General features: G+C 63.4%; 24 protein-coding genes. 10 read left to right on the top strand and 14 right to left on the bottom strand.

All coding sequences use genetic code 11. From position 1 onward, the window contains the following. Positions 1-4 precede the first annotated feature (4 nt). Complete coding sequence (locus HWE17_RS20790; RefSeq protein WP_035822752.1) at positions 5-1,117, bottom strand: Re/Si-specific NAD(P)(+) transhydrogenase subunit alpha; 1,113 nt, start codon at positions 1,115-1,117, stop codon at positions 5-7. Positions 1,118-1,529: 412 nt separating this feature from the next. On the opposite strand from HWE17_RS20790, the gene HWE17_RS20785 reads away from it, so the two are divergent. Further along, entirely contained in the window at positions 1,530-2,009 is a 480-nt protein-coding gene (locus HWE17_RS20785; RefSeq protein ID WP_034745637.1) for an NUDIX hydrolase, read from the top strand. A gap of 41 nt (positions 2,010-2,050) precedes the next feature. After that, positions 2,051-3,172 (top strand): tRNA 2-thiouridine(34) synthase MnmA, encoded by a 1,122-nt coding sequence (gene mnmA / locus HWE17_RS20780; protein WP_099403967.1) that lies wholly within the window; start codon positions 2,051-2,053, stop codon positions 3,170-3,172. Here the strand turns inward: mnmA and HWE17_RS20775 are convergent. From HWE17_RS20775 to HWE17_RS20765, 3 genes are all read right to left on the bottom strand, one after another. Beyond that, a complete protein-coding gene (locus HWE17_RS20775) occupies positions 3,169-3,579 on the bottom strand; it encodes a response regulator (protein WP_035828354.1) in 411 nt (136 codons plus the stop codon). The genes mnmA and HWE17_RS20775 overlap by 4 nt on opposite strands. Before the next feature lie 41 nt (positions 3,580-3,620). Next, positions 3,621-4,394 (bottom strand): 5'-3' exonuclease, encoded by a 774-nt coding sequence (locus HWE17_RS20770; RefSeq protein WP_035822757.1) that lies wholly within the window; start codon positions 4,392-4,394, stop codon positions 3,621-3,623. 71 nt (positions 4,395-4,465) lie between these two features. Beyond that, positions 4,466-5,137 carry a glutathione S-transferase family protein gene (locus HWE17_RS20765; RefSeq protein WP_176390079.1) on the bottom strand — a complete coding sequence of 224 codons (672 nt, stop codon included), beginning with the start codon at positions 5,135-5,137 and terminating at the stop codon, positions 4,466-4,468. 175 nt (positions 5,138-5,312) lie between these two features. Between HWE17_RS20765 and HWE17_RS20760 the strand changes: the two genes are divergently transcribed. The 4 genes from HWE17_RS20760 to nagZ all read left to right on the top strand — a co-directional run bounded on the left by HWE17_RS20760 (position 5,313) and on the right by nagZ (position 10,815). Next, positions 5,313-6,365, top strand: coding sequence for a YjgN family protein (locus HWE17_RS20760; RefSeq protein ID WP_369681759.1), 1,053 nt, complete (start codon positions 5,313-5,315; stop codon positions 6,363-6,365). 2 nt (positions 6,366-6,367) lie between these two features. After that, on the top strand, positions 6,368-7,378 hold the full coding sequence (locus tag HWE17_RS20755) for a M48 family metallopeptidase (RefSeq protein WP_176390077.1): 1,011 nt from the start codon (positions 6,368-6,370) through the stop codon (positions 7,376-7,378). A gap of 102 nt (positions 7,379-7,480) precedes the next feature. Continuing rightward, positions 7,481-9,091 (top strand): FMN-binding glutamate synthase family protein, encoded by a 1,611-nt coding sequence (locus HWE17_RS20750; RefSeq protein WP_176390076.1) that lies wholly within the window; start codon positions 7,481-7,483, stop codon positions 9,089-9,091. Positions 9,092-9,273: 182 nt separating this feature from the next. Further along, positions 9,274-10,815 (top strand): beta-N-acetylhexosaminidase, encoded by a 1,542-nt coding sequence (gene nagZ / locus HWE17_RS20745; protein ID WP_176390075.1) that lies wholly within the window; start codon positions 9,274-9,276, stop codon positions 10,813-10,815. A 49-nt stretch (positions 10,816-10,864) separates the two neighbouring features. Here nagZ and HWE17_RS20740 read toward each other — a convergent pair whose 3' ends face one another. The 4 genes from HWE17_RS20740 to HWE17_RS20725 form a co-directional block, all read right to left on the bottom strand. After that, positions 10,865-11,026 (bottom strand): hypothetical protein, encoded by a 162-nt coding sequence (locus tag HWE17_RS20740; protein ID WP_176390074.1) that lies wholly within the window; start codon positions 11,024-11,026, stop codon positions 10,865-10,867. A 64-nt stretch (positions 11,027-11,090) separates the two neighbouring features. After that, positions 11,091-11,372: a hypothetical protein gene (locus HWE17_RS20735; RefSeq protein ID WP_100874743.1), complete on the bottom strand. Its 282-nt coding sequence runs from the start codon at positions 11,370-11,372 to the stop codon at positions 11,091-11,093. 9 nt (positions 11,373-11,381) lie between these two features. Further along, on the bottom strand, positions 11,382-13,283 hold the full coding sequence (locus HWE17_RS20730) for a ferrous iron transporter B (RefSeq protein ID WP_176390073.1): 1,902 nt from the start codon (positions 13,281-13,283) through the stop codon (positions 11,382-11,384). Positions 13,284-13,285: 2 nt separating this feature from the next. Beyond that, positions 13,286-13,570, bottom strand: coding sequence for a FeoA family protein (locus HWE17_RS20725; RefSeq protein WP_077408814.1), 285 nt, complete (start codon positions 13,568-13,570; stop codon positions 13,286-13,288). 412 nt (positions 13,571-13,982) lie between these two features. Here HWE17_RS20725 and HWE17_RS20720 point away from each other — a divergent pair, with 412 nt between their 5' ends. Together HWE17_RS20720 and HWE17_RS20715 are read left to right on the top strand one after the other, a co-directional pair. Further along, positions 13,983-14,198 (top strand): bacterioferritin-associated ferredoxin, encoded by a 216-nt coding sequence (locus tag HWE17_RS20720; RefSeq protein WP_176390072.1) that lies wholly within the window; start codon positions 13,983-13,985, stop codon positions 14,196-14,198. Between the two features lie 17 nt (positions 14,199-14,215). After that, positions 14,216-14,920 carry an energy transducer TonB gene (locus HWE17_RS20715; protein WP_051959629.1) on the top strand — a complete coding sequence of 235 codons (705 nt, stop codon included), beginning with the start codon at positions 14,216-14,218 and terminating at the stop codon, positions 14,918-14,920. Between the two features lie 215 nt (positions 14,921-15,135). Here HWE17_RS20715 and HWE17_RS20710 read toward each other — a convergent pair whose 3' ends face one another. Then, the gene (locus HWE17_RS20710) at positions 15,136-15,816 is read right to left on the bottom strand and encodes a Fe2+-dependent dioxygenase (protein WP_035822772.1); all 681 of its coding nucleotides are present in this window, start codon (positions 15,814-15,816) and stop codon (positions 15,136-15,138) included. Positions 15,817-16,238: 422 nt separating this feature from the next. Between HWE17_RS20710 and bfr the strand changes: the two genes are divergently transcribed. Beyond that, complete coding sequence (gene bfr / locus HWE17_RS20705) at positions 16,239-16,715, top strand: bacterioferritin (protein WP_034745609.1); 477 nt, start codon at positions 16,239-16,241, stop codon at positions 16,713-16,715. A gap of 53 nt (positions 16,716-16,768) precedes the next feature. Here the strand turns inward: bfr and HWE17_RS20700 are convergent, their stop codons facing one another. From HWE17_RS20700 to HWE17_RS20680, 5 genes are all read right to left on the bottom strand, one after another. Then, positions 16,769-18,097: an MFS transporter gene (locus HWE17_RS20700; protein WP_099403973.1), complete on the bottom strand. Its 1,329-nt coding sequence runs from the start codon at positions 18,095-18,097 to the stop codon at positions 16,769-16,771. Further along, positions 18,094-19,956, bottom strand: a complete 1,863-nt coding sequence (locus tag HWE17_RS20695; RefSeq protein ID WP_255206335.1) for an alpha-amylase family glycosyl hydrolase — start codon at positions 19,954-19,956, stop codon at positions 18,094-18,096. The genes HWE17_RS20700 and HWE17_RS20695 overlap by 4 nt, the downstream gene beginning before the upstream one ends. A 14-nt stretch (positions 19,957-19,970) precedes the next feature. After that, entirely contained in the window at positions 19,971-22,250 is a 2,280-nt protein-coding gene (locus tag HWE17_RS20690) for a TonB-dependent siderophore receptor (RefSeq protein WP_176390071.1), read from the bottom strand. A 312-nt stretch (positions 22,251-22,562) separates the two neighbouring features. Then, the gene (locus tag HWE17_RS20685; RefSeq protein WP_255206334.1) at positions 22,563-23,591 is read right to left on the bottom strand and encodes a LacI family DNA-binding transcriptional regulator; all 1,029 of its coding nucleotides are present in this window, start codon (positions 23,589-23,591) and stop codon (positions 22,563-22,565) included. A gap of 7 nt (positions 23,592-23,598) precedes the next feature. Beyond that, positions 23,599-24,213 (bottom strand): glutathione S-transferase N-terminal domain-containing protein, encoded by a 615-nt coding sequence (locus HWE17_RS20680; protein WP_099403975.1) that lies wholly within the window; start codon positions 24,211-24,213, stop codon positions 23,599-23,601. A 277-nt stretch (positions 24,214-24,490) separates the two neighbouring features. Between HWE17_RS20680 and purB the strand changes: the two genes are divergently transcribed. Beyond that, positions 24,491-25,870, top strand: coding sequence for an adenylosuccinate lyase (gene purB, locus HWE17_RS20675; protein WP_176390070.1), 1,380 nt, complete (start codon positions 24,491-24,493; stop codon positions 25,868-25,870). The last annotated feature ends 1 nt before the right edge of the window (position 25,871 follow it).

Genomic DNA, 25,871 nt, shown 5'->3' with positions numbered 1-25,871 from the left:
CGCGTTATTTTCTGAGGATGTCATTGCCCGCGCAAACCAGGCTGGCCTTGATGATTTCATCCTCGCGGTCGATCAGCAATTGATCGTCCTTGTCGATGATGAGCTTTAAGAAGTCCAGCACGTTGCGCGCATACAGGGCCGAGGCGTCGGCCGCCACCAGGGTCGCCAGGTTCGGTTCGCCCACGATGTACACGCCGTGCTTGACCACGGTCTTGCCCAGTTCCGAGAGCGGACAATTGCCGCCCTGCTCGACGGCCAGGTCGACGATGACGGAACCCGGTTTCATGGCTTTCACCGTTTCCTCGGAAATGAGCACGGGCGCGGCGCGGCCAGGAATCAGCGCGGTGGTGATGATGATGTCGGCCAGTTTCGCCCGTTCGTGCACGAGTTCAGCCTGGCGGCGCATCCAGTCGGCCGGCATGGCGCGCGCATAGCCGCCCGAGCCCTTGGCGATTTCCTTTTCTTCATCCGTGAGGAAAGGCACGTCGAGGAACTTGGCGCCCAGGGACTCCACCTGTTCCTTGACGGGTGGGCGCACGTCGGACGCCTCGATGACAGCACCCAGGCGCTTGGCCGTGGCGATCGCCTGCAAACCGGCCACGCCCACGCCCATGATCAGCACGCGGGCCGCCTTGACGGTGCCAGCCGCCGTCATCAGCATCGGCATGAAGCGCTGGTAGGTATTCGCGGCCACCAGCACGGCCTTGTAGCCGGCGATGTTCGCCTGCGACGACAGCACGTCCATCGACTGCGCGCGGGTGATGCGCGGCACGGCTTCCAGCGCGAAGGCGGACAGCCCGGCCGTGGCCATGGCGGCGATATTGTCCGCGTCAAACGGGTTGAGCATGCCGATCAGCACCGTGCCGCTGGCCATCAGCGCCCGTTCTTCGGCATCGGGGGCGCGCACCTTGAGCACGATGGCGCAGCCATAGGCTTCCTGGGCGGTGCCGATCTGCGCGCCGGCGGCGGCATACGCGTCGTCGGGAATCGAGGCTTGCAAGCCCGCTCCCGACTGCACGACGATCTGATGCTTGGCTGCCAGCTTCTTGACTGTCTCGGGCGTTGCCGCCACCCGCGTTTCACCAGGCCGTGTTTCGGCCGGTATGCCTATCCTCATGATGCCTCCGCTAATTGATAAACTGACTAGAATCTAACACGGAAAGCAGCGCGTTAAACGTTTGTGAAGCAGCAACTTTTAGTCGTACGACACTAATTTACCCGTAATACCAATCCTTGTTCCGCCATGCGGTATGGCGCCCGTATTGTGGGAAAGGTGTGTCAATCTCACCACAGTCGAGCACGTGTGCGTGCTTGTTTTGACCACCGGTAAAGCCTATATTAGCGGGCGTTTCCTGCCATCTTGCCGCCTAAGCCCCCATGCTAGTGCGCTCCCCGGGAAAGACGTAAGTACCTCCCACCGCTATTTGCTAAAACGTTGTCATTTATCAATATGTCCGCGCAACAGAAGGCCGGGTTCAAACCGCGCGCGCAGAACAAGATAAAATGTCGGCTCTTTCAAGGATGGAATCATGCCGAGAATCTGGAAACCCTCTGTCACCGTTGCCGCCATCGTCGAGCGCGACGGCCTGTTTTTACTGATTGAAGAAGAGACCAGCGAAGGCATCAAGATCAATCAACCGGCCGGTCACCTCGACCCGTTCGAGTCGCTGGAGCAGGCGGTGATCCGCGAAACGCTGGAAGAAGCGGCCTACGATTTCATCCCCACGGCACTGGTCGGCATGTACATGTCGCGCTATCAGTCACTGCGCACGGGCGAGGACGTGACCTATTTGCGCTTCACCTTTTGCGGCACGGCCGGCGCCGAGCATGACCGCCCGCTGGACGAAGGCATCATCCGCACGCTGTGGATGACGCGCGACGAGCTGGCGGCATGCCAGGAACGCCACCGCAGCCCGCTGGTGCTGCAGTGCGTGGACGAATACCTGGCCGGCCGGCGCGCGCCGCTGGCCCTGCTGCATACGCATGCGTCCGTTTTCAATAGCGCATAGCAATACGCATTGCCATATTATTAAAGTAACTGGAAAGCAAGATGAGCAAGAAGAAAGTCGTTATCGGCATGTCGGGCGGGGTCGATTCCTCGGTCGCGGCATGGATGCTGAAGGAACAAGGCTATGAAGTCATCGGCCTGTTCATGAAAAACTGGGAAGATGACGACGATTCGGAATACTGCTCCACGCGCCAGGACTGGATCGACGCGGCCAGCGTGGCCGACGTCATCGGCGTCGACATCGAAGCCGTCAATTTCGCCTCCGAATACAAGGACCGCGTGTTCGCCGATTTTTTGCGCGAATACCAGGCCGGCCGCACGCCGAACCCGGACGTGCTGTGCAACGCCGAAATCAAGTTCAAGGCCTTCCTCGACCACGCCATGACCCTGGGCGCCGACCTGATCGCCACCGGCCACTATGCGCGCGTGCGCCAGGCGCCCACCGATGCGGGCCGTTATGAGCTGCTGAAAGCCGTCGACGCCAGCAAGGACCAAAGCTACTTCCTGCACCGATTGAACCAGGCGCAGTTGTCCAAGACTTTGTTCCCACTCGGTGAAATCCCGAAGACGCAAGTGCGCCAGATCGCCGAGAAACTGGCGCTGCCGAACGCGCAAAAGAAGGATTCGACGGGCATCTGTTTTATCGGCGAGCGCCCGTTCCGCGAATTTTTGAACCGCTACCTGTCCTACAAGCCGGGCCCGATGAAAACGGCCGACGGCAAGACCGTGGGCGAACACGTGGGGCTGAGTTTTTATACGCTGGGCCAGCGCAAGGGCATCGGCATCGGCGGCGTGAAGTCGTACCAGAATGCGGACGGCAGCAGCGACGCCTGGTATGTGGCGCGCAAGGATATCGCCAACAATACCCTGTGGGTGGTGCAGGGCCATGACCACCCGTGGCTGCTGTCGCCGGCCTTGACGGCCGACCAGGCCAGCTGGGTTGCCGGCGTGGCGCCGCAAGCGGGCGCCTTGAGCGCCAAGACGCGCTACCGCCAGGCCGACGTGGCTTGCCAGCTGCTGCCGGACGGGAATGAACACTTCAGCCTGGCCTTCGACCAGGCGCAATGGGCCGTCACGCCCGGCCAGTCGGCCGTGCTGTACGACGGCGACGTGTGCCTCGGCGGCGGCATTATCGCCAGCGCGAGCGGCCTGGAAGGCGTCTAACTATTGCCTTGCGCGGCGGCAGCCAAGGCCTGCTGCTGCTTGCGCACCATGGCAATGACCGTGTTGCGCACGGTTTTCAGCACCGTATCTGCCATGAACGGTTTCACGATGAAGCCCGACACGCCCATGGCGTGGGCCGCCTGCAGCGAGGCGGCGTCGATGCCGCCCGAAACCATGAAAATAAGCGTCTTCGGATACTGGGCGCGGATGGTTTGCACCACATTCGTCCCATCTTCCACCTGCTCGCGCGCGATGCACACGAAATGCGGGTGGTGCTTGACCAGCAGCGCCAGCCCCAGCGCGCTCGTATGCGTCTGCCCGCAGACATCGTAGCCGCCATCGGTCAGGACCGTGTTCAGCAGGCCGCGCGCCACGGCGCTGCTATCGATCAGGACTGTCTTTAACATCATGATTTACTTCCCTTGCTTGATTGTTCTTGCCTGGCGCTCTACTTTTCCCACGCCAGCTTGTTCCAGGTGACACCCAAGGTCACGTCGGTCTTGAGTTCCACTAACTTTCTTGAAAGATACAGTATTTCCCGCTCTTTTCGCAGGCTTTCACCCAGTGCACCGGGCAAAATGCCCGCGCCGGCCATCACGGCGTCGATATTGCCGTAGGCGCGCAACAGTTTCGCGCCCGTTTTCAAGCCGATCTTCGACACGCCGGGGATGCTGTCGGTGACGTCGCCCATCAGCGCCAGCAGGTCGGGCAGCAGTTCCGGCGGCACGCCGAACTTTTTCTCGACCCAGGCGTGGTCATGCCAGATCCCCTTGAAATGGTCCCAGACGAGCGCGCCGTGCGCGATCAGGCCATGCAAGTCCTTGTCGGTGGTGGCGATGACGGCCGCGCCGCGCCCCTCGTGCAGCCAGCGCATGACGGCCGTGCCGATCACGTCGTCGGCCTCGACCTCGGGAATGCTGACCACGTGCATGCCGAAGCTGGCCAGGGTGTCGTAAAAACCGGGCAAGGCGTCGCGCAGCACCTGCGGCATGGGCTGGCGCCCCTCGCGGTAACCGGCATACAGGGCGTGGCGCCAGGTCGGGCCACCGAAATCGAAGGCCGGCAGGATGTGCGTCGGCTCGTGGTCGTTGATGAGGGTGCGGAATGACGACAGCGCATGGCGCAGCGCGATCTCCGCCTTCAGGTCGGAATCGGGTTCAGGACTGGCTTCGTAGACGCGGCGTACGATATTCAAGCCGTCGATAGCGAGGAGTCTGGCCATGCGGTAAGTGGATACTGGTTGAATCGGGCATTTTACCGTATGGTTCCCCGCACATCGGGCCTGAATGCCGCTTATTTGGCGAAATCGTAGGGTCCGCCTTTTTCCAGGGCGCGCTGGTAGGCCGGGCGCGCATGGATGCGCTGCAGGAACGCCGTCAGCTTCGGCAGTCGCTCGTCGAGTCCGCCGCGCATGGCGGCCGCTTCCAGCGGAAAACTCATCTGGATGTCGGCCGCCGTGAATTCATTGCCGGCAAACCATTTGCTGTTCTCCAGCTCCGCTTCCATGTAGGCCAGCTGGCTATTAATATTGGGCAGGACGAAGCTGCTCTTGACCTTGCTGGCGATGCCGCGCGCGATCGGCTTGACGAAAAACGGCATCGGCGACGATTCGACCTTGTCGAACACCAGCTTCATCAGCAGCGGCGGCATGGCCGAGCCTTCCGCGAAATGCAGCCAGTAGGTCCAGCGCAGCTTGTCCGGCGTGCCCGCCGCCGGGATCAAACGGCCATTACCGTAGCGCTCGACCAGGTACTCGATGATGGCGCCCGATTCGGCGATGGTGTTGGCGCCATCGGTGATCACGGGCGACTTGCCCAGCGGATGCACGGCTTTCAAGGAAGCGGGCGCCAGCATGGTTTTCGGGTCGCGCTGGTAGCGCTTGACCTCGTAGTCGAGGCCCAGCTCTTCAAGCAGCCAGAGCACGCGCTGCGAGCGCGAGTTGTTCAGATGGTGGACGACGATCATGGTTTTCCCGGTAACGATGGTTGAGTTCCAGTATAGCCGGACACCGCGCACAGGACGCGCGCGGCATCAATTCGCCCATTCATGCGAAAATGTATTACGCCTGAACAATATTTTTCTTGACAACTTATTGACAATCATGCATCTTAATTCTTTTTCAACTGCAAGGATTCCTGGCGTGGATATCGACACCAACACCCCGAACACCCAGCGCGAAGCCATCACCTTCAGCGCCACCGGCAGCGAATACTTCCGCATCTGGATCGTCAACCTGCTGCTGAGCATCGTCACCCTGGGCATTTACTCCGCCTGGGCCAAGGTGCGCCGCAACCGCTATTTCTATTCGAGCACCCACCTGGCTGGCAGCAGCTTCGAATACCATGGCAATGCCGTGGCCATCCTGAAGGGCCGCATCGCGGCCGTCGTGCTGATCGGCGGCTACAACATCGCCCTGAAGGTTTCGCCCATCGTGGGCCTGCTGATGTTCGTGCTGCTGGCCGCCATTTTGCCCTGGCTGATATGGAAAAGCCTGCAGTTCAAGCTGTACAACACCAGCTACCGGGGCATCCGCTTCGGTTTCGACGGCAGCGCCCGGGAAGCCTACAAGTATTTCCTGTGGTTGCCCATCCTCAATACCTTCACCCTGGGCTTGATGACGCCATTCCTGCACCAGCGCCTGAAGCGCTTTCAGCACACGCAAAGCCGTTTCGGCGCCACCCATTTCAGCTTTGACGCCACGGTCGGCAGCTTCTACAAGACCTATCTGCTGTTCTTCGCGCTGCTGCTGGGCGGCCTGCTGGTCCTGATTTTCGTCGTCTTCGGCAGCGTGTTCACCTCGTTTGCGGCCAATATGAATGACAAGGCCAAGGTTGGCAGCCTGCTGTTTGCCATCGGCGCCTTGTACCTGTGGGCGTTCACCGTGCTGCCGCTGTTCATGACCATGATCCAGAACCTGATCTGGAACCATACGCGTTTGCAGCAGCACCAGTTCCAGTCGCAGCTGACCTGGGGCCGCACCACCTTCATCATGCTGACCAACCTGCTGGGCGTCGTCGTCACACTGGGCCTGTTCGCGCCATTCGCCCATGTGCGCTGGCTGAAGTACCGCCTGGAAGCGACGTCGATGCTGGTGCACGGCAGCCTGGACGAATTTGTCGCCGCCACGGGCCAGCAAGTGTCGGCCACCGGCGAAGGCATGGCCGACCTGCTGGACTTCGACCTGTCGATGTAAGCATGAACGCCGACACGCAAGAAGACCACGCCGCGCTGGCCGCCCGCTATTTCGACGGCCAGAGTTCGCGCCTGTACCACGTGACGCTCAGCGTGCGCGATGGCGTGGCCGTGCTGGCCGGCGACATCGCGCGCAGTTGCCCGCTGGGCGAGCTGCACGTGTCCGAACGCAGCAGCCACGCCGTGCGCAAGGTCAGCTTCCCCGACGGCGCCTACCTGGAGATCGCCGACCAGGCGGCCTTCAACAGCCTGCTGCACGCCACGGGCCACCGCGACGGCTGGGTGGTGCGGCTGCAGCAAAGCTGGCGCGGCGCCCTGCTGGCCACGGTCGCCACCGTGCTGGCCCTGTGGCTCAGCTATCAGTACCTGCTGCCCGTGGTGGCGAAGGGGGTCGCGTATGCGATTCCCCAGTCCGTCGAGCGCCAGCTGGGCCAGGGCGTGCTCGATTTCCTCGACCAGCACGTGTTTGAGGCGAGCAAGCTCGCTGACGCGCGCCAGCAAGCCTTGCGCGCCCAGTTCGCGCGCCTGGCCACGCCCGGCGACGGCACGCCCGTGCACCGCATCGTTTTCCGCAAGAGCAAGATCGGCCCGAACGCGTTTGCCCTGCCGTCCGGCGACATCGTGCTGACCGATGAAATGATCGAACTGCTGCCGGACGACCTGGCCATCATGGGCGTGCTGGCGCATGAGCTGGGGCATTTGCAGCAGCGCCACCTGACGCGGCGCATCATCCAGACTTCGGCCGTCGGCGCCGGCGCGGCGCTGCTGTTCGGCGACGTGTCGACGGTGGTGGCGACCCTGCCGCCGCTGCTGCTGGACTTGAAGTATTCGCGCGACGTCGAACGCGACGCGGACGACTACGCCATCGCCATGCTGCGCCAGAACGGCATCCCGCTGGAACACCTGGCGCAAGTGTTTGTCGCCCTGGGCAAGCTGGACCAGGGCACGCCCTACCTGTCGAGCCATCCGGCCAGCACTGAACGGGTCGAGCGTATCCGCGCCGCACAACGGTAATCCCGCGCGGCGTCCACCGGGCGCCGCGTTCTTTCCCACCAGCACGTTCCGCGAATCGAAGGTAGACTCGGCAGTTATCAGTCTGACTTCACCGGAGTGCCCATGCACCTAGTACCATTTCGCTACCTGACCTTCATTGCGACGGCAGCCATCTTTGTCCTGTCCCTGTTTTACTACGATCATTACTGGCTGCCCGTGCTGGCCGGTGCGCTGACCCTGGTCGGCATCAGCGACCTGCTGCAAACGAAGCGCGCCCTGCGCCGCAACTACCCCATCCTCGCGCATTTCCGTTTTTTCTTCGAGAGCATCCGCCCCGAAATCCGCCAGTATTTCCTGGAAAGCGACAGCGAAGCGACGCCGTTCTCGCGCAGCCAGCGCAGCATCGTCTACCAGCGCGCCAAGGAGCAGACGGACAAGCGCCCGTTCGGCACCCAGCTCGACGTGTATGAAGCGGGCTACGAATGGATCAACCATTCCATCGCGCCCGCCAAGGTGACGGGCCACGACTTCCGCATCGAGATCGGCAACCATCCGGACTGCCCGCGTGAAAAGCCGTATTCGGCCAGCGTCTTCAATATCTCGGCGATGAGCTTTGGCGCCCTGTCGGCCAACGCCATCCTGGCCCTGAACGGCGGCGCGCGCAGCGGCGGCTTCATGCACGATACGGGCGAAGGCAGCATCAGTCCCTACCACCGCGAAAACGGCGGCGACCTGGTATGGGAAATCGGCTCCGGCTACTTCGGCTGCCGCAACCAGGACGGCACGTTTTCGGAAGAGCGCTTCATCGCCAACGCCAGCTCCGAGCAAGTGAAAATGATCGAGCTGAAAATGTCGCAGGGCGCCAAGCCGGGCCACGGTGGCGTGCTGCCCGGGCCCAAAGTGACGATCGAGATCGCCACCACGCGCGGCGTGATGGTGGGCGAGGATTGCGTCTCGCCGGCCGCGCACAGCGCCTTTTCCACGCCACTGGAAATGCTGCACTTTATCGACCGCCTGCGCACGCTCTCCGGCGGCAAGCCGACGGGCTTCAAGCTGGCCATCGGCCACCCGTGGGAATTCTTCGCCATCGTCAAAGCCATGCTGGAAACGGGCATCACGCCCGACTTCATCGTCGTCGACGGCAGCGAAGGGGGCACGGGCGCCGCGCCCCTGGAATTCACGGACCACGTGGGCACGCCGCTGCAGGAAGCGCTGGTGCTCGTGCATAACACGTTGGTGGGCGCCAACCTGCGCGCGAAGATCAAGATCGGCTGCTCGGGCAAGATCATCACGGCCTTCGACATCGCCCGCCTGCTGGCGCTGGGCGCCGACTGGTGCAATTCGGCGCGCGGCTTCATGTTCGCGCTGGGCTGCATCCAGTCGCAAAGCTGCCACACGGACCGCTGCCCCACGGGCGTGGCCACGCAAGACCCGCAACGCCAGCGCGCGCTGGTGGTATCCGACAAGATCGCCCGCGTGGCGCACTTCCATCAAAACACCATGAAGGCGCTGGCCGAACTGATCGCCGCCGCCGGCCTGGCGCACCCGCAGGAACTGCGTCCGCATCACCTGGTGCGCCGCATCTCGCCGAATCAGGTGAAACTGGCGTCGGCCCTGCTGCCCTTCCTGGAAGCGGGCCAGCTGCTCGACCCGAGCCAGTTGCCGCAACTGCCGCCCGTGTTCGGCCTGTACTGGCCCAAGGCGCAAGCGGCTTCGTTCCAGAGCCTGGATTGATGCCGGCACTGCGCAAGTGGAGCAATACCACTTAATAACCACTTGCGCAAAAACCCAAATCCAATACAATACCAAAATAAGTACAAAACCAAGGCAGCTTTTCCGGTGATTGTCCAGACGCGTCACCGGGGGCCAGAATACGGACTTGTCGTCATCAGAATGAATACCGGAGGAGTTGCAGCATGGAGCAGGGTTTGCGCGAGAAAGTAGGACAGCTATTCATGGTGGGCTTCGACGCCCTGCAGGCGGACGAGCATATCAAGACTTTGATACGCGAAAAGAAGGTGGGCGGCGTGATCCTGTTCCGCCGCAACGTGCACACGCCCGCGCAAGTGTCCGCCCTGTGCCGCGAACTGCAGGAGATCAACGCGGAAGTGTCCGACATTCCGCTGCTGATCTCCATCGACCAGGAAGGCGGCATGGTGATGCGCATCGAGCAGGGCGTCACGCCAATTCCCGCCGCGATGGCATTCCAGGCGGCCGGCTCCATCGACGACTGCGAACGCATGAACCAGATCAGCGGCGATGAAATGCGCCAGCTGGGCATCAACCTGCTGCTCGCGCCCGTGCTCGATGTGAACAACAACCGCAACAACCCCGTCATCGGTGTGCGCGCGTATGGCGAGGATGCCGCCACCGTCATCGCCTACGGCATGGCGGCCATGCGCGGCCAGCGCGCCAGCGGCATGGCCGTCACCGCCAAGCATTTCCCCGGCCACGGCGACACGGCCACCGACACGCATTACGCCATGGCCCTGGTGCCACACGACAAGGAACGCCTGCACGCCGTGGAACTGGCGCCCTTCCGCGCGGCCATTGCCGGCGGCGTGGACGCCATCATGACGGCGCACGTGGTCTTTCCCGCCTTCGAGGCCGATACCAGTGTGCCGGCCACGCTGTCGAAAGGCGTGCTGACGGACCTGCTGCGCGGCGAGTTGAAATACCAGGGCGTGGTCATCACCGACTGCCTGGAAATGGCGGCCATTGCCGACGGCATCGGCATCGCCCAGGGCGCCATCGCCACCTTGCAGGCGGGCGCCGACATCGTCCTCATTTCGCACCGCGAAGCGCAGCAGACGGCCGCCATCGAGGCCGTCATCGCCGCCGTGGAGCGCGGTGACATCGCCATCGACCGCATCGACGCCGCTTGTGCGCGCGTGGCTGAACTCAAGCGCAACCGCGCCGTGCGCGACTGGCGCGCCCGCCCCGTCGCCCCGCCGGCACTGATGCAACCGGCCGCCATGGCCCTGTCGCAGCTGCTGCAAAAAGCCGCCTTGCGCGTGCAGGGCGAGTACCGCCCGCTCGACGCCAGCCTGCCCGTGACCCTGCTGACGGTGGAAGTGCGCTCGCGCAGCGAAATCGACGAAGTGGCGCTGGGCCGCAACAAGGAAGCGCGCAGCTCGATGCTGCCGGCGCTGCTCGAAGCGGGCCTGGACGTGCGCGAGTACGCCTTGTCGGCCGAGGCGCTGGACGACGAAGTTAACGAGGCCATCGCCTTTGCGCAAGGTGCGCAGCAGATCGTGCTGCAAACGTATAACGCCATGTTCGTCGATGGCCAGCGCCGTCTGGTCGAGGCGCTGCCGCAGGATAAACTGTGGCTGGTGGCGGGCCGCTTGCCGTATGACCTGGACCTGGCGCCCCACGCGCAAGGCCGCCTGGCCGCCTTCGGCTGCCGCCCGGCCGCGCTGGTGCCGGTGGTCGACAAACTGGCCGGCAAAGCGTAAGCGCCGTACTGCAGACGTAAAAAAACCCGCATGCGCGGGTTTTTTTCATTCAGGTTGGCGCAACGGGCGGCAGCGCCGCCACCGCCAGCAGGGCAAACGGCCCGAGGAACAGGCCGATGCCGAACCAGAGTCCCCCGTGGCGGCCGCGCCGGCTGGCCAGCAGCCAGGTGGCGACCGCAAACAAAAACATGAAGATCAACAGTATCGCCATTGCCACTCCTTGCCATGCGGAAAGCCCAGTGTAGCCCACGGGCGCGCCCGTGGCTACATGTACATCAATCCTGGCGCTGCACCTGCATCAGGATCACGCGCTTGCTGCTGCCGTCGGCCGGCGGCGTGGCGGACGGTGGCGGCGGGCTGTCGCAGGAGCCGCAGGAACCGCAGCCGCTGCCGCAACCGGGCGCCACCTTGAAGAAGGCCGACATCTTCGCCTCATCGAGGCCGCAGCGCACGAGGCCGCGCACGATGGCGCGGCGCACGCCCGCCGGCAGGTACTTGGTCGAAAAATGCAGCAGCGCGGCTGCGACGATCAGGGCGACGATCAGGGTTTGCCACATGCTTTTCTCCTAAGCGCCCAGCATCAGGGCGATGCGGTACGTGATGAACGAGGCGGCATAGGCCAAGGCGAACATATAGCCGGCCATCAGCAGCGGATAGCGCCAGCCGCCCGTCTCGCGTTTCACCACGGAGAGGGTCGACAGGCACTGCGGCGCGAACACATACCAGGCCAGCAGGGACAGCGCGGTGGCCATCGACCACGAATGGGCGATCAGCGGCTCCAGCGTGGTGGCCAGCGCGTCGCCCGTTTGCGACAGCGCGTACACGGTGCCCAGGGCGCCGACGGCCACTTCGCGCGCCGCCATGCCCGGCACCAGCGCGATGCAGATCTGCCAGTTGAAGCCGATCGGCGCGAAGATCACTTCCAGGCCGCGGCCCAGGATGCCGGCCAGGCTGTAGTAGATCGGCGGGTGGATCGCGTTGTCCGGCGGGCCGGGGAAGGTGCTGAGGAACCACAGGATGATCATCAGGCTCAGGATGATGGTGCCGACGCGCGTGAGGAAGATCTTCGCGCGCTCCCACAGGCTGACGGCCAGGTTGCGCAGATGCGGCCAGTGGTAGGCCGGCAGTTCCAGCATCAGCGGCTGGTTGCCGCGCACGCCCATGCCGCGCTTCATGACCCAGGCCACGGCCATGGCCGAGATGATGCCGGCGAAGTACAGCACGAACAGCACCAGGCCTTGCAGGCTCAGGTAGCCCCACACCTGGCGCTCAGGGATGAAGGCGGCGATGATCAGCGCGTACACGGGCAGGCGCGCCGAACACGTCATCAGCGGCGCGATCATGATGGTGACCAGGCGGTCGCGCGGATTCTGGATCGTGCGCGCCGCCATCACGCCGGGAATGGCGCAGGCAAAGCTCGACAGCAGCGGGATGAAGGCGCGGCCGGACAGGCCCACGCCACCCATCAGGCGGTCCAGCAAAAAGGCCGCGCGCGGCAGGTAGCCGCAATCTTCCAGGCTCAGAATGAAGAAGAACAGGATCAGGATCTGCGGCAGGAAGACCAGCACGCTGCCGACGCCGCCGATGATGCCTTCCACCAGCAAGCTTTTCAGGTGACCGTCGGGCATGTTCGCCGTCAGCACGGCGCCCAGGTGGCCCACGCCATCGGTGATCATTTCCATCGGCGTGGCGGCCCAGGCAAACACGGCCTGGAAGATCAGGAACATCAGCACGGCCAGGATGATCGGGCCGAACACGGGGTGCAGCACCACGTCGTCGATCTTTTCCGTCAGGTTGCCCTTGTCGCTCGTGTCATTGCTGACGGCGGCCAGGATGCGGCGCACTTCGCGCTGGGTTTCTTCGACGGTGACGGCATCGATGGCCGCCAGCGGTTTCGCTTCCACGGCCGGCAGCGGCAGCATGGCGTCGATGGCGTTCAGCAGGGCTTTTTCGCCATCGTGCTGCACCGCCACGGTTTCCACCACGGGCATGCCCAGTTCGGCCGACAGCTTGGCCGTGTCGATCAGCATGCCGCGCTTGCGCGCCACGTCCGTCATGTTCAGCGCCAGCAGCATGGGCAGACCCAGGCGTTTGACTTCCAGCACCAGGCGCAGATTCAGGCGCAGATTGGTGGCGTCGACGACGCAGATGATGGCGTCCGGACGCGGGTCGCCGCGGCGCAGCCCGCCCACCACGTCGCGCGTGATGGCTTCATCGGGCGTGGTGGCCGACAGGCTGTAGGCGCCCGGCAGGTCGAGCAGGCGCACGGGCTTGCCGGCGGGCGAGGTGAAATGGCCTTCCTTGCGCTCGATGGTCACGCCGGCGTAGTTCGCCACTTTCTGGCGCGCGCCCGTCAAACGGTTGAACAGGGCGGTCTTGCCGCAGTTGGGATTGCCCAGCAAGGCAATTTGTGGCTGATGCGGCGGCTTGTGCACGCCCGCATCGACGATCGTTTCGACAGCACCCATGGTCATTCCGGTTGAAGCAGCGGTTGAATCGTGATCAGCGCCGCTTCGAAGCGGCGCAGTGCGAATGTGGCATTGCCCACCTTGATGGCCAGCGGATCGCCGCCGGGAATGCCGCGCTTGAGCATGCGGATGCGTTCACCGGGAACGAATCCCAGCTCCATCAGACGGCGGGCCAGGTCGACGCCGTCCTCCGTCTGTCCTGCCGTGTGGGGCGTGATATGCAACACCGTGCCGCTCTGGCCGACTGCCAGCGCATCGAGCGTCATCATGGGTGGAACTAGAGTCATGAGCAAATTCCGTTCAAATTAAGAACACCTGATACCGGCGACGGCGCAAGGCGCCTTGCGCTGGTTCCAGGTTTGTGAGGTAAAACGCAACTGTTGCGCATTACCGACAAGCGGCCATTCCATCTGTCCAGACGGCAACCGTCCGAGACAATACCAGCATTATAAACATGAATGCGAATAGTTTTTATTTAGCCCGGAGAGCCGCCCCCACCAAGGGCTGCACCATCCGAAAAAATGGCATATCGATGCGTCGCGCCAGGCCGCCAAGTGCCGCACACTTGATCAAAATCGCTTGCATTGTCCCGCACTTTGCGCGACAATGAAACGTAATGATAATGATTCTCATTAAAACACTAGCAACAATGCTTTCCAGCACTAGTGTCTGTTCATCCTCCAGCCAGAAGGTGTATCAATGATTGTATGTGTCTGCAACAACATATCTGATCGTGAAATCCGTCAAGCCGTCGATCTTGGCCTGTCCAGCATGGCCGAACTGCGCCGTGACCTGGGCGTGGCCACCTGCTGCGGCAAATGCCACACCTGCGCGCGGGAAGTGCTGAACGATCACCTGGACGCCACCGTGGCGCTGCAAGAAACCGTATTGATGCGAGCTGTACTGACAAACTAAAGAAAGCGATGAATGCCATGACGATGATGCCCCCGCCCGTAACGGTGCAGGCCGTGCAGCAATTTGCCGACTTCGACAAGAAGCGCAACAAATTCGCGCCGCTGATGGCCATCGTCGTCCTGCATATCGCCGGCTTTTACGCCATCCAGAGCGGCCTGCTGAGCCGCGTCGTCACGGCGGCCATGCCGACCATCACCACCATCAGCATCATCGCCCCGCCGGCGCCACCGAAACCGCCGGCACCGTCCGTACCGAAAACCGTGGAATTGAGCGCGCCCGTGCCGCGCGCCGTGATCCCGCCGCTGCCGCTGATCGCCGTCGCGCCAAGCGAACCGACGATCACGCCGCCGCAGCCGACGCGCGCCGAAGCGGCACCGGCTGTTGCCACCGCCGCGCCGACGGCGCCATCGGCACCATCGCCGACGCCGCCGGCACCATCGACGCCGCGCACCGTCAGCAGCGTCGAATACATCAAGGCGCCGCAACTGATCTACCCGAATTTGTCGCGCCGTCTGGGCGAAAGCGGCACCGTGGTGTTGCGCATCCTGATCAACGAAAAAGGCTTGCCCGAGCAAATCCTGATCCAGAAATCGACCGGCTACAACAACCTCGATGAAGCGGGCCGCCAGGCCGCCCAGCGCGCGCTGTTCAAGCCGATGATCGAAAACGGCAAGCCTGTTCCCGTGTACGTTTTAGTACCACTGACCTTCCAACTGAGCTAGCCTTCCGGCGGCCACGGCGCCGCTGCCAGCCCGCAAGCACCGCACCCTGTGCCCTGCTTGCTTTTTTGCGCCTGTTTTCGTCAAGCGATTTGCTTGTTTCAGTCTGCCAGCCTACATCCCCGGGCCAGGCAGACTTTTTTTTGCCGGTGCTTCACGCAGTATCGTAGGTCGGATTAGCGCGGCCAAAGGCCACGCGTAATCCGACACCGCCACGATTACATCTCCGCCCACATCCGCAGCAGGTTGTGATAATGCCCCGTCAGCCCCACCGTCGCCGGTGAATCGCCATGCTCCGCGCGCACGCTCTGGATGTTCTGATCGAGCTCGAACAGCATGCTGCGTTTCCAGTCTTCGCGCACCATGCTTTGCGTCCACAGGAAGGAGCAGATACGCTCGCCGCTGGTGACGGGCAGCACCTGGTGCACGCTGCTCGACGGATACACGATCACGTCGCCGGCCGGCAGTTTCACTTCATGCGTGCCATACGCATCGACCACCACCAGCTCGCCACCTTCGTACTCGTCCGGCTCGCTCAGGAACACGGTCGAGGAGACATCGGCGCGCATCGATTGCATGCCGTTTTTCGGCGTGCGGATGGCGCCGTCGATATGCAGGCCATAGTGCTCGCCGCCCGCATAGCTGTTGAAGAAGGGCGGCAGGATGCGCAGCGGCAGCACGGCGGCAAAGAACAGCGGATTGGCCATCAGCGCGCGGCTGACGATCTCGCCCAGTTCCAGCGCCAGCGGAGAACCTTCGGCCAGCTGGCGGTTGCGCTTGACTTGCGCGCCTTGCGCCCCGACGCTGGCGCGTCCGTCGACCCAGTCCGTCTGCGCCAGGCGCTGGCGAAACTGCGTCACCTGTTCCGGCGTCAGCACGCCGGGTATATGCAGCATCATCTTGCTATCCTTTTTTCAGTAAATATCGCTGCCTGATTATCGCATCGCCGGCAGCGGCCAAGAAGACACAAAAGCAAGAACGAACCAACATTTCCCGCATTTTCAGCGCGGCCATGCAGGCCCACCAGCGGCGGCCAAATAGCGGCGGAAACGCGAATGAGAATGGCCTTCATTTTCCTTAACAAATAAAAAACGGCGCAAGTGGGCAATCCACTTGAGAATGGGTTTTATTCGCACGATATTTACGTTAAAAAGACGGAAAAATGCCGTTTAGCACCGGAAATCGCCGGCATTTTGCGCTATCATGCGGGCATAGCGAAACCGGCAACCTGCGCGCCACCAGGCAGCCAACGCCACCCGGCAGTGAACGCCAGCAGCCTGCGGTTTCATCATCGAACGCGACACAGAACAAAGGAAATCCCATGAAGGGCGATAAAGAAGTCATCCGCATGCTCAACGCACAGCTCACCAACGAACTGTCGGCCATCAACCAGTACTTCCTGCATGCGCGCATGTACAAGCACTGGGGCCTGGAAAAGCTGGGCAAGAAGGAATACGAAGAATCGATCGGCGAAATGAAACACGCCGACAAGCTGATCGACCGCATCCTGATGCTCGACGGCCTGCCTAACCTGCAAGCGCTGCACAAGCTGCTGATCGGCGAGAACACGCCGGAAATGCTGGAATGCGACTTGAAGCTGGAACGCGCCGCGCACGCCACCGTCAAGGAAGGCATCGCCATCAGCGAAAAAGCGGGCGACTACGTCTCGCGCGACCTGTTCCTGATGATTTTGGAAGACACGGAAGAGCATATCGACTGGCTCGAAACGCAGATCGACCTGATCGCCAAAGTCGGCATCCAGAACTACCTGCAAAGCCAGATGGCGATTGAAGAGTAATCTTTCGCAGCATCGTAAAAAAACCGGCAGAGCCGGTTTTTTTACGCCTGCCGTCAAGCCTTGCCGGTCTGCGGTGGGCGCAGCTTGACGAACAGCACGGCCACCGCCGCGCACAGCAGCAGGGCGCCGGCCAGCCGGATGACGTTCTCCGGATTGCCGCCCAGCCAGCTGCGGTAATACAGCGGCAGAGTAAATATCTGGATGATCATCGGGATGACGATGAACATATTGAAAATGCCCATGTAGACGCCCGTGCGCTCGGGCGGAATGCAGCCGGCCAGCATGATGTAGGGATTGCCCATGATGCTGGCCCAGGCCAGGCCGATGCCCAGCATGGGCAGCAACAGCAGCGCCGGGCTATGGATCAGCGGAATGCTCAGCATGCCCACGCCGGCCGCGCACAGGCACACGCTGTGCATGCGCTTGGGGCCAAAGCGGCGCGTAAACGGCACCAGCGCAAAGGCGGCGACAAAGGCGACGAAATTGTAGAAGGCGCCCACCTGCCCGTTCAAGAGGCCCGCGTCGCGAAAGCCTTGTGATGCGGGGTCCGTCGTATGAAACAGCGTGGCCGCCAGCGACAGCGCGATGTACTGCCAGTAGCAGAACAGGGCGTACCACTGGAACAGGTTGACGAGGGCCAGCTGCTTCATCGTCGGCGGCATGTCGCGCAGGGCCGCGCCGATGTCGGCCAGCGTGTGGCGCCAGCCGGGCGGACGGCTGCGGATGGCCGCCAGCTCGGCCGCCGTGAGCGGATTTTCCGGCGTCGTTTTCAGGGTCCACAGCACCGAGGCGAGCGAGAACACGGCGCCGATCAGGAAGGCGGCGATGACGATGTGCGGGATATGGCTGCCGTTGACGGCATCCTTGTTCATGCCCAGCATGACCAGCAGCGACGGCGTCAGGTAGGCCAGCGTTTGCCCCAGCCCCGTAAACGCGCTTTGCGTGAGAAAACCCAGCGAATGCTGCTTCTTGTCGAGCTTGTCGCTGACAAAGGCGCGGTACGGTTCCATCGTCACATTGTTGGCCGCGTCGAGTATCCACAGCAGGCTGGCCGCCATCCACAGGGTGGGACTGAAGGGCATGGCCAGCAGGCCCAGGCTACACAGGATGGCGCCGATCAGAAAATACGGCGTGCGCCGGCCCCAGCGCGTTACCGTGCGGTCGCTCATGGCGCCGATCAGCGGTTGCACGAGCAGCCCCGTCATGGGACCGGCCAGCCACAAATATGGCAGGCTCGCTTCGTCGGCTCCCAGGTATTTGTAGATGGGGCTCATGCTGCTTTGCTGCAGCCCAAAGCTGAACTGGATGCCGAAAAAACCGACATTCATGTTGACGATCTGCCAGAACGACAGATGCGGGCGCTGCGCAGTGGCGTCACTCATGACTGTTCCCTTTCCAGCCACAGCATATGCCATGGCTGCAAGCCCACCGTGCCGGCCAGCACGCTGCCATCGAGGCTGTTGCGCCATTCGCCCGCAGGCAAGGTGAAACGCTGGCTGGCGCCGCTGAAGTTGCTCAGGTTGAGAAACGCGTCGCCGCGCAGCAGCGCCAGCACGGCCGGCGTGCCGACGGGCAGCACGCTGCGCGGCGCGGCGGCGGCCAGCGCCGGCAAGCGCCTGCGCACATCGACCAGCTGGCGCAGCGCCAGGTACAGCCGGCCGCTGGCGCTCACGCCATCGTGGCGCCATGCCAGCAGGCTGTCGTCGAACGCGGGACGCTGCAGCCAGCGGCTGTCCATGGCCCGGTCGGCGTGCTGCGTGTAGCTGTCATCGTTGGTCATGCCCAGTTCATCGCCCATGTACAGCACCGGCAAGGCGCCAAAGCTCAAGGCCAGGCCATGCAGCAGCAGCAGGCGCCGCAACGCGTATTCCTGCTCCTGCACCGTGGTGGCGCTTTGCAGGCCGGCCAGCGAGGCGGCCATGCCGTTGCTGCCATGCGCCTTGTCGGCGCTGCTGCTCTGGAAGGCGGCGCCGCGCGCATAGCTGCCCGGTGCCCCCGCAAAGAATTGCGCGATGCGCGCCAGGCGCGCCGGCCCGTTCGCGCCCGCTTCATTGAGCAGCACGTTCCAGCCGATGTCGTCGTGGCAGCGCACATAACTGAGCCAGCTGGCGGCCGGCGGCAGCGGCGGCGTGGCGGCGATCACCTGCTGCAGCAAGTCCGTGCTTTCCTCGGCCAACGCGCCCCAGCCGGCGGCCATCAGGCTGCTGTGATAGGCGATATGACATTCGGGCGCCGCATCGCTGCCAAAGTAGGCGGGCAGCTTGGGCGTGGGCACGATGGCTTCGGCCTTGAGCAGCACGCCCGGCGCGACGATGGCGGCAATCGCCCGCAACGCTTGCAGCAGGCTGTGGGCTTCGGGCTGGTTCATGCAATCGCTACCTTCGCGCTTCCACAGGAAGGCCGTCGAATCGAGGCGGAACACCTCGATGCCCTTGTTGGCCAGGCCCAGCATGGCGCCGGCCATGGCCGCGAAGACGGCCGGATTGGCGTAATTCAAATCCCACTGGTACGGGTAAAACGTGGTCCAGACCCAGCGATCAAGCTCCGGCACGAAGGTGAAATTGCCCGGTGCCGCCTGCGGAAAAACCTGGCCCACGGTGCGCTCGTAGCGGTCCGGCTGCACACGGTCGGGATAGGTATGGAAAAAATCGCGCAGCAACGGATCGCCCGCCTTGGCGCCCAGCGCCCACGCATGGTCGTCGGCCACATGGTTGAGGATGAGGTCCGAGCACAGGCTGATGCCGGCTGCGCGCAACTGCGCCGTCAACGCCAGCAAGTCGGCATTGCTGCCCAGCGCAGGGTCGACTTCCTCGAAGCTGGCGACGGCAAAGCCGCCATCGCTTTCACCGGCGCGTGCACGCAGGAACGGCAGCAGGTGCAGATACGTCACGCCCAGTTCGCGCAGGTGGGCAATGCGCGCCGCCACGCCCTGCAGGTTGCCGCCGAAGCGCTGCACATAGGCGCTGTAGCCGAGCATGGACTGGCTGGCAAACCAGTCCGGCTGCGCTGCGCGCTGCGCATCCTGGCGCAGCAGCTCGGGGGCACGTGCCGCATACAGCCGCCCCACGCTTTCCATCAGGTCGCCCAGCCAGGGCAGGAAGTCCGGCCGCTGGCCATACAGGCTGCCCAGGCGGTCAAGCAAGACCGCCTCCTGGCGCGCATAGCGGCGCGCCGCATCGTCGCGCAAGTGCGTGGGGAGCGGCGCCAGCAGGCGCGCCAGGGGGCTGCGTATCGACATCATGAATCTATCCTTGCTTAAAATGCGTATTTCAGGCTGACCTTGACGGCGCGCCCCGTGATCGAGCGGGCCGCATGGCCATCGCCCTCGACTTCCGTATAGCCGATCTTGTTGAACAGATTGTTCGCCGTCAGCGCCACCTGCATCTGCGGCGTGAGCTGGTAATTGACGAAGGCATTGAGCACCTGGTAGGCGGGCAAGGTGATCGTGTGCGCATCGTCGCCCCAGGACTTGCCCGTGCCGACCAGACTCGCGCCCAGGGTGGCCTGCCCCCACTCATAGGTCGGCGCGATCTGGTACACGACGCGCGCCTGGCGCCGCGGCGTATTGCCGATCAGCGCCACGTCGGCCGCCGCCGTGCCCGTGATCTCGGCATCCGTGAATGTCAATCCGCCATTGATGCGGAAGTCGCCGGCGCTGTAGGCCGCTTCCAGTTCCACGCCCTTCGCTTCATAGCTGTTGGCCGTGCGCAGCTGCGTGGTCGCTTCGTAATTGCTTTCCTTGGTCTTGGCCTGGAACACGGTCACAAAAGTGCTCAGGGGTCCCCGCCGCCATTTCACGCCGCCTTCGAGCTGGCGCACGGTGTTGATCGCCACGGGCACGCTGCCATCGAGCGGCGTGCCGAACAGGATGCGGTCCGCATTGAAGGCCACGCCTTCGCTGACGCGGGCAAACACGGCCAGATTCGCTTGCAGCTTGTAGTTCGCGCCCAGCGAGTACGACGTGTGGCCCAGGGTGTAGTCGACCTGCTGCAGCGTCGACGGCAGGTAGGCTTGCGCACCAGTCGCCTGGTTGGCCGTGCCGCTGGCGTGCTGGCGGTCGCGCCGCAGGCCGCCGTCGAGGTTCAGCGCGCCGCTTTCCCAGGCCAGGTTCAGGTAGGGCGACGTCGTGCGGTATTCCATGTCGACGGCGCGCGAGCAGCAGGCGCCGAAGGCCGGGCCGATGTAGCCGGGCGTGCTGCTCGCCGTTTGCAGCAGCGCGGGCTGGTCGCCCGTGGCCTGCATCAGGTATTCATTGAAGTTCCAGGTCAGGCCCAGCTTTTGCTGCGACAGGTACAGGCCGGCCGTGGTGGTCAGTTTGCCGCTGTCGAGCACAAACGTCTTGGCCAGCTTGGTGTCGCTCAGGGTATTGCTGGCGTCGTCGATCGAGGTGTTGAACACCACGGCGGAAAACGCGCGGCCCGTGTAGGGCTGGCCCTGGTTCGGGCCGCTGGCAAACACGTAGCTGCCGTCGCTGCCGTTATTCGACGGGAACACGCCCGTGAAGCGGCCGGAGTTGTCGGCGTAGCGGAAGTTTTCGCTCACGCTCCAGCCCTGCCCCAGCTTGAACGACGCTTCCAGCCCCACGGTATCGCTCTTCACGTGCAAACCGTCGTTGACGCGGGTGGCCACGCGCTGGTTATCCTTGTTCAGCACCATGTCGGGCACCCAGTAGGGCGAATAGAAACTGGCCTTGCGCGGGTCGATGCCGGCGATTTCCGTGATGCGGCCATTGCGCACGCTGACCGGCACGGGCAGGGCCGTGGGCGACTGGTCGTCGAGGTGCTTGAACGACAGGCGCACGAAGCCGCTGTCGAATTCATGCGTGACATTGCCGCGAATCTGGCCACCCTTTTCGCTGTTGACGCCACTGTGGCGGATGCCTTCGCCCGTGCGCCAGGAGCCGCCGATGAAGAAGCGCGTGCGCTCCGAAATTGGCGCACCGTAGTCAAAGTCCACGCGCGTCTGGTCGTAGCCCAGGCCGCGGCTGAGGGCCACGCTGCCGCCCTTCTCCTTGCCGTTCTTGCTGATGAAATTGATGATGCCGCCCGGCGAATTGGTGGCCAGGGTGGAGGCCGAACCGCCGCGCACCACTTCCAGGTGGTCGAGCGTGGAATCGATCTTGACGAAGCTGTCGGGCGTGGTGAAATTGAAGTCGCCGAACTGCAGCACGGGCAAGCCGTCTTCCTGGATCTGCACATAGCGCGCGCCGCCAGCGGAAATGGGCAAGCCGCGCACGGTGATGTTGGCATTGCCTTCGCCGCCCGAGGATTCGGCCCGCAAGCCCGGCACCGAGCGCAGGACTTCGGCGGCGCTGGTCGGCGCGTTATGCAGGATGGTGTCGAGCTCCATGCTGCTGACGGAATTGCTCGATTTCATTTTGGACGTGCCGCCGGTGGTGCCCGTGACCACGATGCGTTCCAGGTTCAGGCCATCGGCGGGGGCGGCAGCCGATTGTGCCTGGGCGGCGCCCCATTGCAGCAGGGCCAGGGCGACGGCGGCGGCCATGCAGCCGCGTTGAGCAGTACGTGTCTTCATCTTGTCTCCAGTGTTGTATGCCGATACATCGAGGTATCGGCTTGTTATGAGTCCTGGCCGCCGCATGCCGTGGCGCGCTGGCTGAGCCGGTACGCCATTATTCAACGAATAAGAATTTATTGCAATCGATTGCAATCGAGCGCTGCAACATGGATTTTATGTTGTTTTCAAGAGAATTTTACGGGTGACATAGAGCTAAACATGCGGGATATGAGGCGAATACGACGGTTTTCATGCTGCGGCGCAGCATGGAAATAAACGGATAAATTGGAATTTATTGCAATCGGTTGCAAACGACAGGCGACGCGCTCTTCAGCGGCCCGAGGCGCGTACGATCAGCTCGGTTGGCAATTGCTGCGATGGCGCAAGCGCGCCGTCGACCAGCGCCAGCAGCGAGGCCACCAGCGCGCGTCCGGCGGCGCGGATCGGCTGGCGCACGGTGGTCAGCGGCGGGTGGAAGTACGCGGCCAGTTCGATATCGTCATAGCCGACCACGGCCACCTGTTCCGGCACGGCCACGCCGCGCGCGCGCAGGGCGCTGATGGCGCTCATGGCCAGCAAGTCGCTGCAGGCAAAGATGGCGTCGAACGGCAGCTGGCGGTCCAGCAGTTCCTGCACGTCCGTCGCGCCGCCCTGCGGCAGGAAGGAGCCGGCCACGTACAGTTGCGGGTCGGGCGCCAGACCCTGCGCGGCCAGCGCCTGCACATAACCGGCGTGGCGCTGCGCCACTTCGGGCAGCTTGGCGTCGCCAAAGAAGGCGATGCGCCGGCGCCCCGCCGCCAGCAAGTGTTCCGTGGCCAGCCGGCCGCCGGCGATGTTGTCGCCGCCGACGGTGCAATACAGCTGCTGCGGCAATTGCGCGCCCCACACGACGATGGGCACCTGGCGCGCGGCCAGCTGGTTCAGTTGTTCATGGTGGCGCCACTGGCCGATCAGGATGATGCCGATCACGCGGCCGCTATCGAAAGACTGGGCGGCCGCATCGAGCGTTTCGGCATCCACGCGCGAAATGAGCATGTCGAAACCCTGCTCCGTCAGCGCATCGGCCAGGCTGCCCAGCATGCTCAGAAAGAAAGGATCGGACAGGTGCTGGCGCGTGGCCGCGTCATACGGCACCACCACGCCCACCGTGCGGTTCTGTTTCAGGCGCAGGTTTTGCGCGCCGATATTGATGGAATACTTGAGCGAACGGGCCAGCGCGATGACGCGCGCGCGCGTCTCTTCATTGACCAGCGAACTGCCGCTCAGCGCGCGCGACACGGTCGACGTGGACACGCCGGCCAGACGCGCGATATCGGCCATCTGCAGGCGTTGCTGCGCCTTCGTATCAGTACCGGTCATCGTGCGCTCACTGCGGCACGGTGTCCTTGAACGACTGCCGCTCGGACAGTTTGTCGAACAAACGCGCCAGCGCCGGGTGATCCGCGCGCCAGTCGATTTCCGGGAAGCGGAAGCTGAGCCAGCCCAGGGTACAGCCCACGGCCACGTCGGCCAGGGTGTAGTTCTTGCCGGCGCAATACGCGCTCTCGCCCAGACGCGATGCCAAAGCCGCCAGGCCCAAGGTGACTTTGTCCAGCTGGCGCGCGATCCACGCCGCGCTTTGCTGCTCGGGCGGACGCTGCGTGCGCTCCAGGCGCACCAGCACGCCCGCATCGAGAATGCCGTCGGCAAGCGCTTCCCAGTTCTTGATATCGGCCCGCTCGCGGCCATTGCCGCCGGCCGGCAGCAGTTTACAGACGGGCGTGAGCGTGTCGAGGTATTCGACGATGACTTTCGAATCGATGAGCGTGCTGCCATCTTCCATCACCAGGCAAGGCACTTTACCGAGGGGATTGGCCTGGGCGATGCGGGTTTCCGGCGCCCACACGTTTTCCAGCTCGAAGACATAGTCGAGCTTTTTTTCCGCCAGCACGATACGGGCTTTGCGGACATACGGGCTGGCGAGGGAACCGATCAGTTTCATAGGTACTTTAAGGTAAGGGAGCAGCAAGCAGTATAGCATCGGCGGCAGCGGTGTTTGGCAGCACGCGCCCGGCGGCCTGCAGTGTGTGGCAGGCACGCCGCATCGGGGCCAAATTCGGCCAAATTGCGGTGCGCCGGCGGCCAACGGACGGCTGGCCAGCGGCCAGCGGTGGTAAAATCGCCCTTTACTGTGGCGCCGTCAGTGTTGCTGTATTGCAATAGCCCTGCCCTCCCCGCGCGCCACACGCCAACCGTTTCTTTAACTTGCGTCCGCTCTCATGACTTCTACACCTCCGTATTCCACGCTGTCGGCCCTGTCTCCGCTCGATGGCCGCTACGCCAGCAAGACCGATCTGCTGCGCCCGATCCTGTCCGAAGCCGGTTTCATGCACCACCGCGTGAAAGTGGAAATCTCCTGGCTGCAAGCGCTGTCGCAAGCCGGTTTCGCTGAAATCAAGCCTTTCTCGGCGGAAGCGAGCGCCCTGCTCGACAAGATGGCGGCCGATTTCTCGGAAGCCGACGCGGCCCGCATCAAGGCCATCGAAGCGGTCACCAACCATGACGTCAAGGCCGTCGAGTACTGGCTGAAGGAACAAGTGGCGGACGTGCCGGAACTGGTGGCGGCGTCGGAATTCATCCATTTCGCCTGCACCTCGGAAGACATCAACAACACTTCGCACGGCATGATGCTCAAAGCCGCGCGCGATGGCGTGATGCTGCCGGCCCTGCAAGGCTTGGTGACCAAGCTGACGCAGATCGCGCACGACAATGCCGACGTGCCGATGCTGTCGCGCACGCACGGCCAAACGGCCAGCCCGACCACCCTGGGCAAGGAATTTGCCAACGTCGTGGCCCGCTTGCAGCGCGCCGTGAAACGCATCGAGCAAGTGGAAATCCTCGGCAAGATGAATGGCGCCGTCGGCAACTACAACGCCCACCTGTCCGCCTATCCCGGCTTCGACTGGCCGGCATTCTCGCAGGCCGTCATCGAACAGCGCCTGGGCCTGGTCTTCAATCCGTACACCATCCAGATCGAACCGCACGACTACATGGCCGAACTGTTCGACGCCTTCGCGCGCGCCAACACGATCTTGCTGGACCTGAACCGCGACATCTGGACGTACGTGTCGCTGGGCTACTTCAAGCAAAAGCTGAAAGCGGGCGAAATCGGTTCGTCGACCATGCCGCACAAGGTCAACCCGATCGACTTCGAAAACTCGGAGGGCAACCTGGGCCTGGCCAACGCCGTGCTGAAACATCTGTCGGAAAAACTGCCCGTCTCGCGCATGCAGCGCGACCTGACCGATTCGACCGTGCTGCGCAATATCGGCGTGGGCCTCGGCTACACCCTGCTGGCCTATGACAGCTGCCTGCGCGGCCTGAACAAGCTGGAAGTGAACCACGCGCGCCTGGCGCAAGACCTGGACGCGACCTGGGAAGTGCTGGCCGAGCCCGTACAAACCGTGATGCGCCGCTATGGCATCGAAAACCCGTACGAGCAGCTGAAAGAGCTGACGCGCGGCAAGGGCATCTCGAAAGAAGCGCTGCAAACCTTCGTCAATGGCCTGGCCATTCCGCAGGACGCCAAGGACGTGCTGCTGACCATGACGCCGGGCAACTACATCGGTATCGCCGCGCAATTGGCCAAAGCCATCTAAG

The organism is Janthinobacterium sp. BJB401 (genome assembly GCF_013372745.1).
GTDB classification, from domain to species: domain Bacteria; phylum Pseudomonadota; class Gammaproteobacteria; order Burkholderiales; family Burkholderiaceae_D; genus Janthinobacterium; species Janthinobacterium rivuli.
This window is presented reverse-complemented; position numbering and strand designations above follow the sequence as displayed.

What these genes read in the sequence shown, in the direction of transcription:
- HWE17_RS20765 (WP_176390079.1), bottom strand. Translation starts at nt 5,137, where the DNA reads ATGATCGTCGTCCACCATCTGAACAACTCGCGCTCGCAGCGCGTGCTC.
- HWE17_RS20755 (WP_176390077.1), top strand. Translation starts at nt 6,368, where the DNA reads ATGAACGCCGACACGCAAGAAGACCACGCCGCGCTGGCCGCCCGCTAT.
- HWE17_RS20685 (WP_255206334.1), bottom strand. Translation starts at nt 23,591, where the DNA reads ATGACCGGTACTGATACGAAGGCGCAGCAACGCCTGCAGATGGCCGAT.
- bfr (WP_034745609.1), top strand. Translation starts at nt 16,239, where the DNA reads ATGAAGGGCGATAAAGAAGTCATCCGCATGCTCAACGCACAGCTCACC.
- HWE17_RS20790 (WP_035822752.1), bottom strand. Translation starts at nt 1,117, where the DNA reads ATGAGGATAGGCATACCGGCCGAAACACGGCCTGGTGAAACGCGGGTG.
- mnmA (WP_099403967.1), top strand. Translation starts at nt 2,051, where the DNA reads ATGAGCAAGAAGAAAGTCGTTATCGGCATGTCGGGCGGGGTCGATTCC.
- HWE17_RS20680 (WP_099403975.1), bottom strand. Translation starts at nt 24,213, where the DNA reads ATGAAACTGATCGGTTCCCTCGCCAGCCCGTATGTCCGCAAAGCCCGT.
- HWE17_RS20725 (WP_077408814.1), bottom strand. Translation starts at nt 13,570, where the DNA reads ATGACTCTAGTTCCACCCATGATGACGCTCGATGCGCTGGCAGTCGGC.
- HWE17_RS20770 (WP_035822757.1), bottom strand. Translation starts at nt 4,394, where the DNA reads ATGGCCAGACTCCTCGCTATCGACGGCTTGAATATCGTACGCCGCGTC.
- HWE17_RS20695 (WP_255206335.1), bottom strand. Translation starts at nt 19,956, where the DNA reads ATGATGTCGATACGCAGCCCCCTGGCGCGCCTGCTGGCGCCGCTCCCC.
- HWE17_RS20740 (WP_176390074.1), bottom strand. Translation starts at nt 11,026, where the DNA reads ATGGCGATACTGTTGATCTTCATGTTTTTGTTTGCGGTCGCCACCTGG.
- nagZ (WP_176390075.1), top strand. Translation starts at nt 9,274, where the DNA reads ATGGAGCAGGGTTTGCGCGAGAAAGTAGGACAGCTATTCATGGTGGGC.
- HWE17_RS20730 (WP_176390073.1), bottom strand. Translation starts at nt 13,283, where the DNA reads ATGGGTGCTGTCGAAACGATCGTCGATGCGGGCGTGCACAAGCCGCCG.
- HWE17_RS20690 (WP_176390071.1), bottom strand. Translation starts at nt 22,250, where the DNA reads ATGAAGACACGTACTGCTCAACGCGGCTGCATGGCCGCCGCCGTCGCC.
- HWE17_RS20750 (WP_176390076.1), top strand. Translation starts at nt 7,481, where the DNA reads ATGCACCTAGTACCATTTCGCTACCTGACCTTCATTGCGACGGCAGCC.
- HWE17_RS20775 (WP_035828354.1), bottom strand. Translation starts at nt 3,579, where the DNA reads ATGTTAAAGACAGTCCTGATCGATAGCAGCGCCGTGGCGCGCGGCCTG.
- purB (WP_176390070.1), top strand. Translation starts at nt 24,491, where the DNA reads ATGACTTCTACACCTCCGTATTCCACGCTGTCGGCCCTGTCTCCGCTC.
- HWE17_RS20700 (WP_099403973.1), bottom strand. Translation starts at nt 18,097, where the DNA reads ATGAGTGACGCCACTGCGCAGCGCCCGCATCTGTCGTTCTGGCAGATC.
- HWE17_RS20715 (WP_051959629.1), top strand. Translation starts at nt 14,216, where the DNA reads ATGACGATGATGCCCCCGCCCGTAACGGTGCAGGCCGTGCAGCAATTT.
- HWE17_RS20785 (WP_034745637.1), top strand. Translation starts at nt 1,530, where the DNA reads ATGCCGAGAATCTGGAAACCCTCTGTCACCGTTGCCGCCATCGTCGAG.
- HWE17_RS20735 (WP_100874743.1), bottom strand. Translation starts at nt 11,372, where the DNA reads ATGTGGCAAACCCTGATCGTCGCCCTGATCGTCGCAGCCGCGCTGCTG.
- HWE17_RS20720 (WP_176390072.1), top strand. Translation starts at nt 13,983, where the DNA reads ATGATTGTATGTGTCTGCAACAACATATCTGATCGTGAAATCCGTCAA.
- HWE17_RS20710 (WP_035822772.1), bottom strand. Translation starts at nt 15,816, where the DNA reads ATGATGCTGCATATACCCGGCGTGCTGACGCCGGAACAGGTGACGCAG.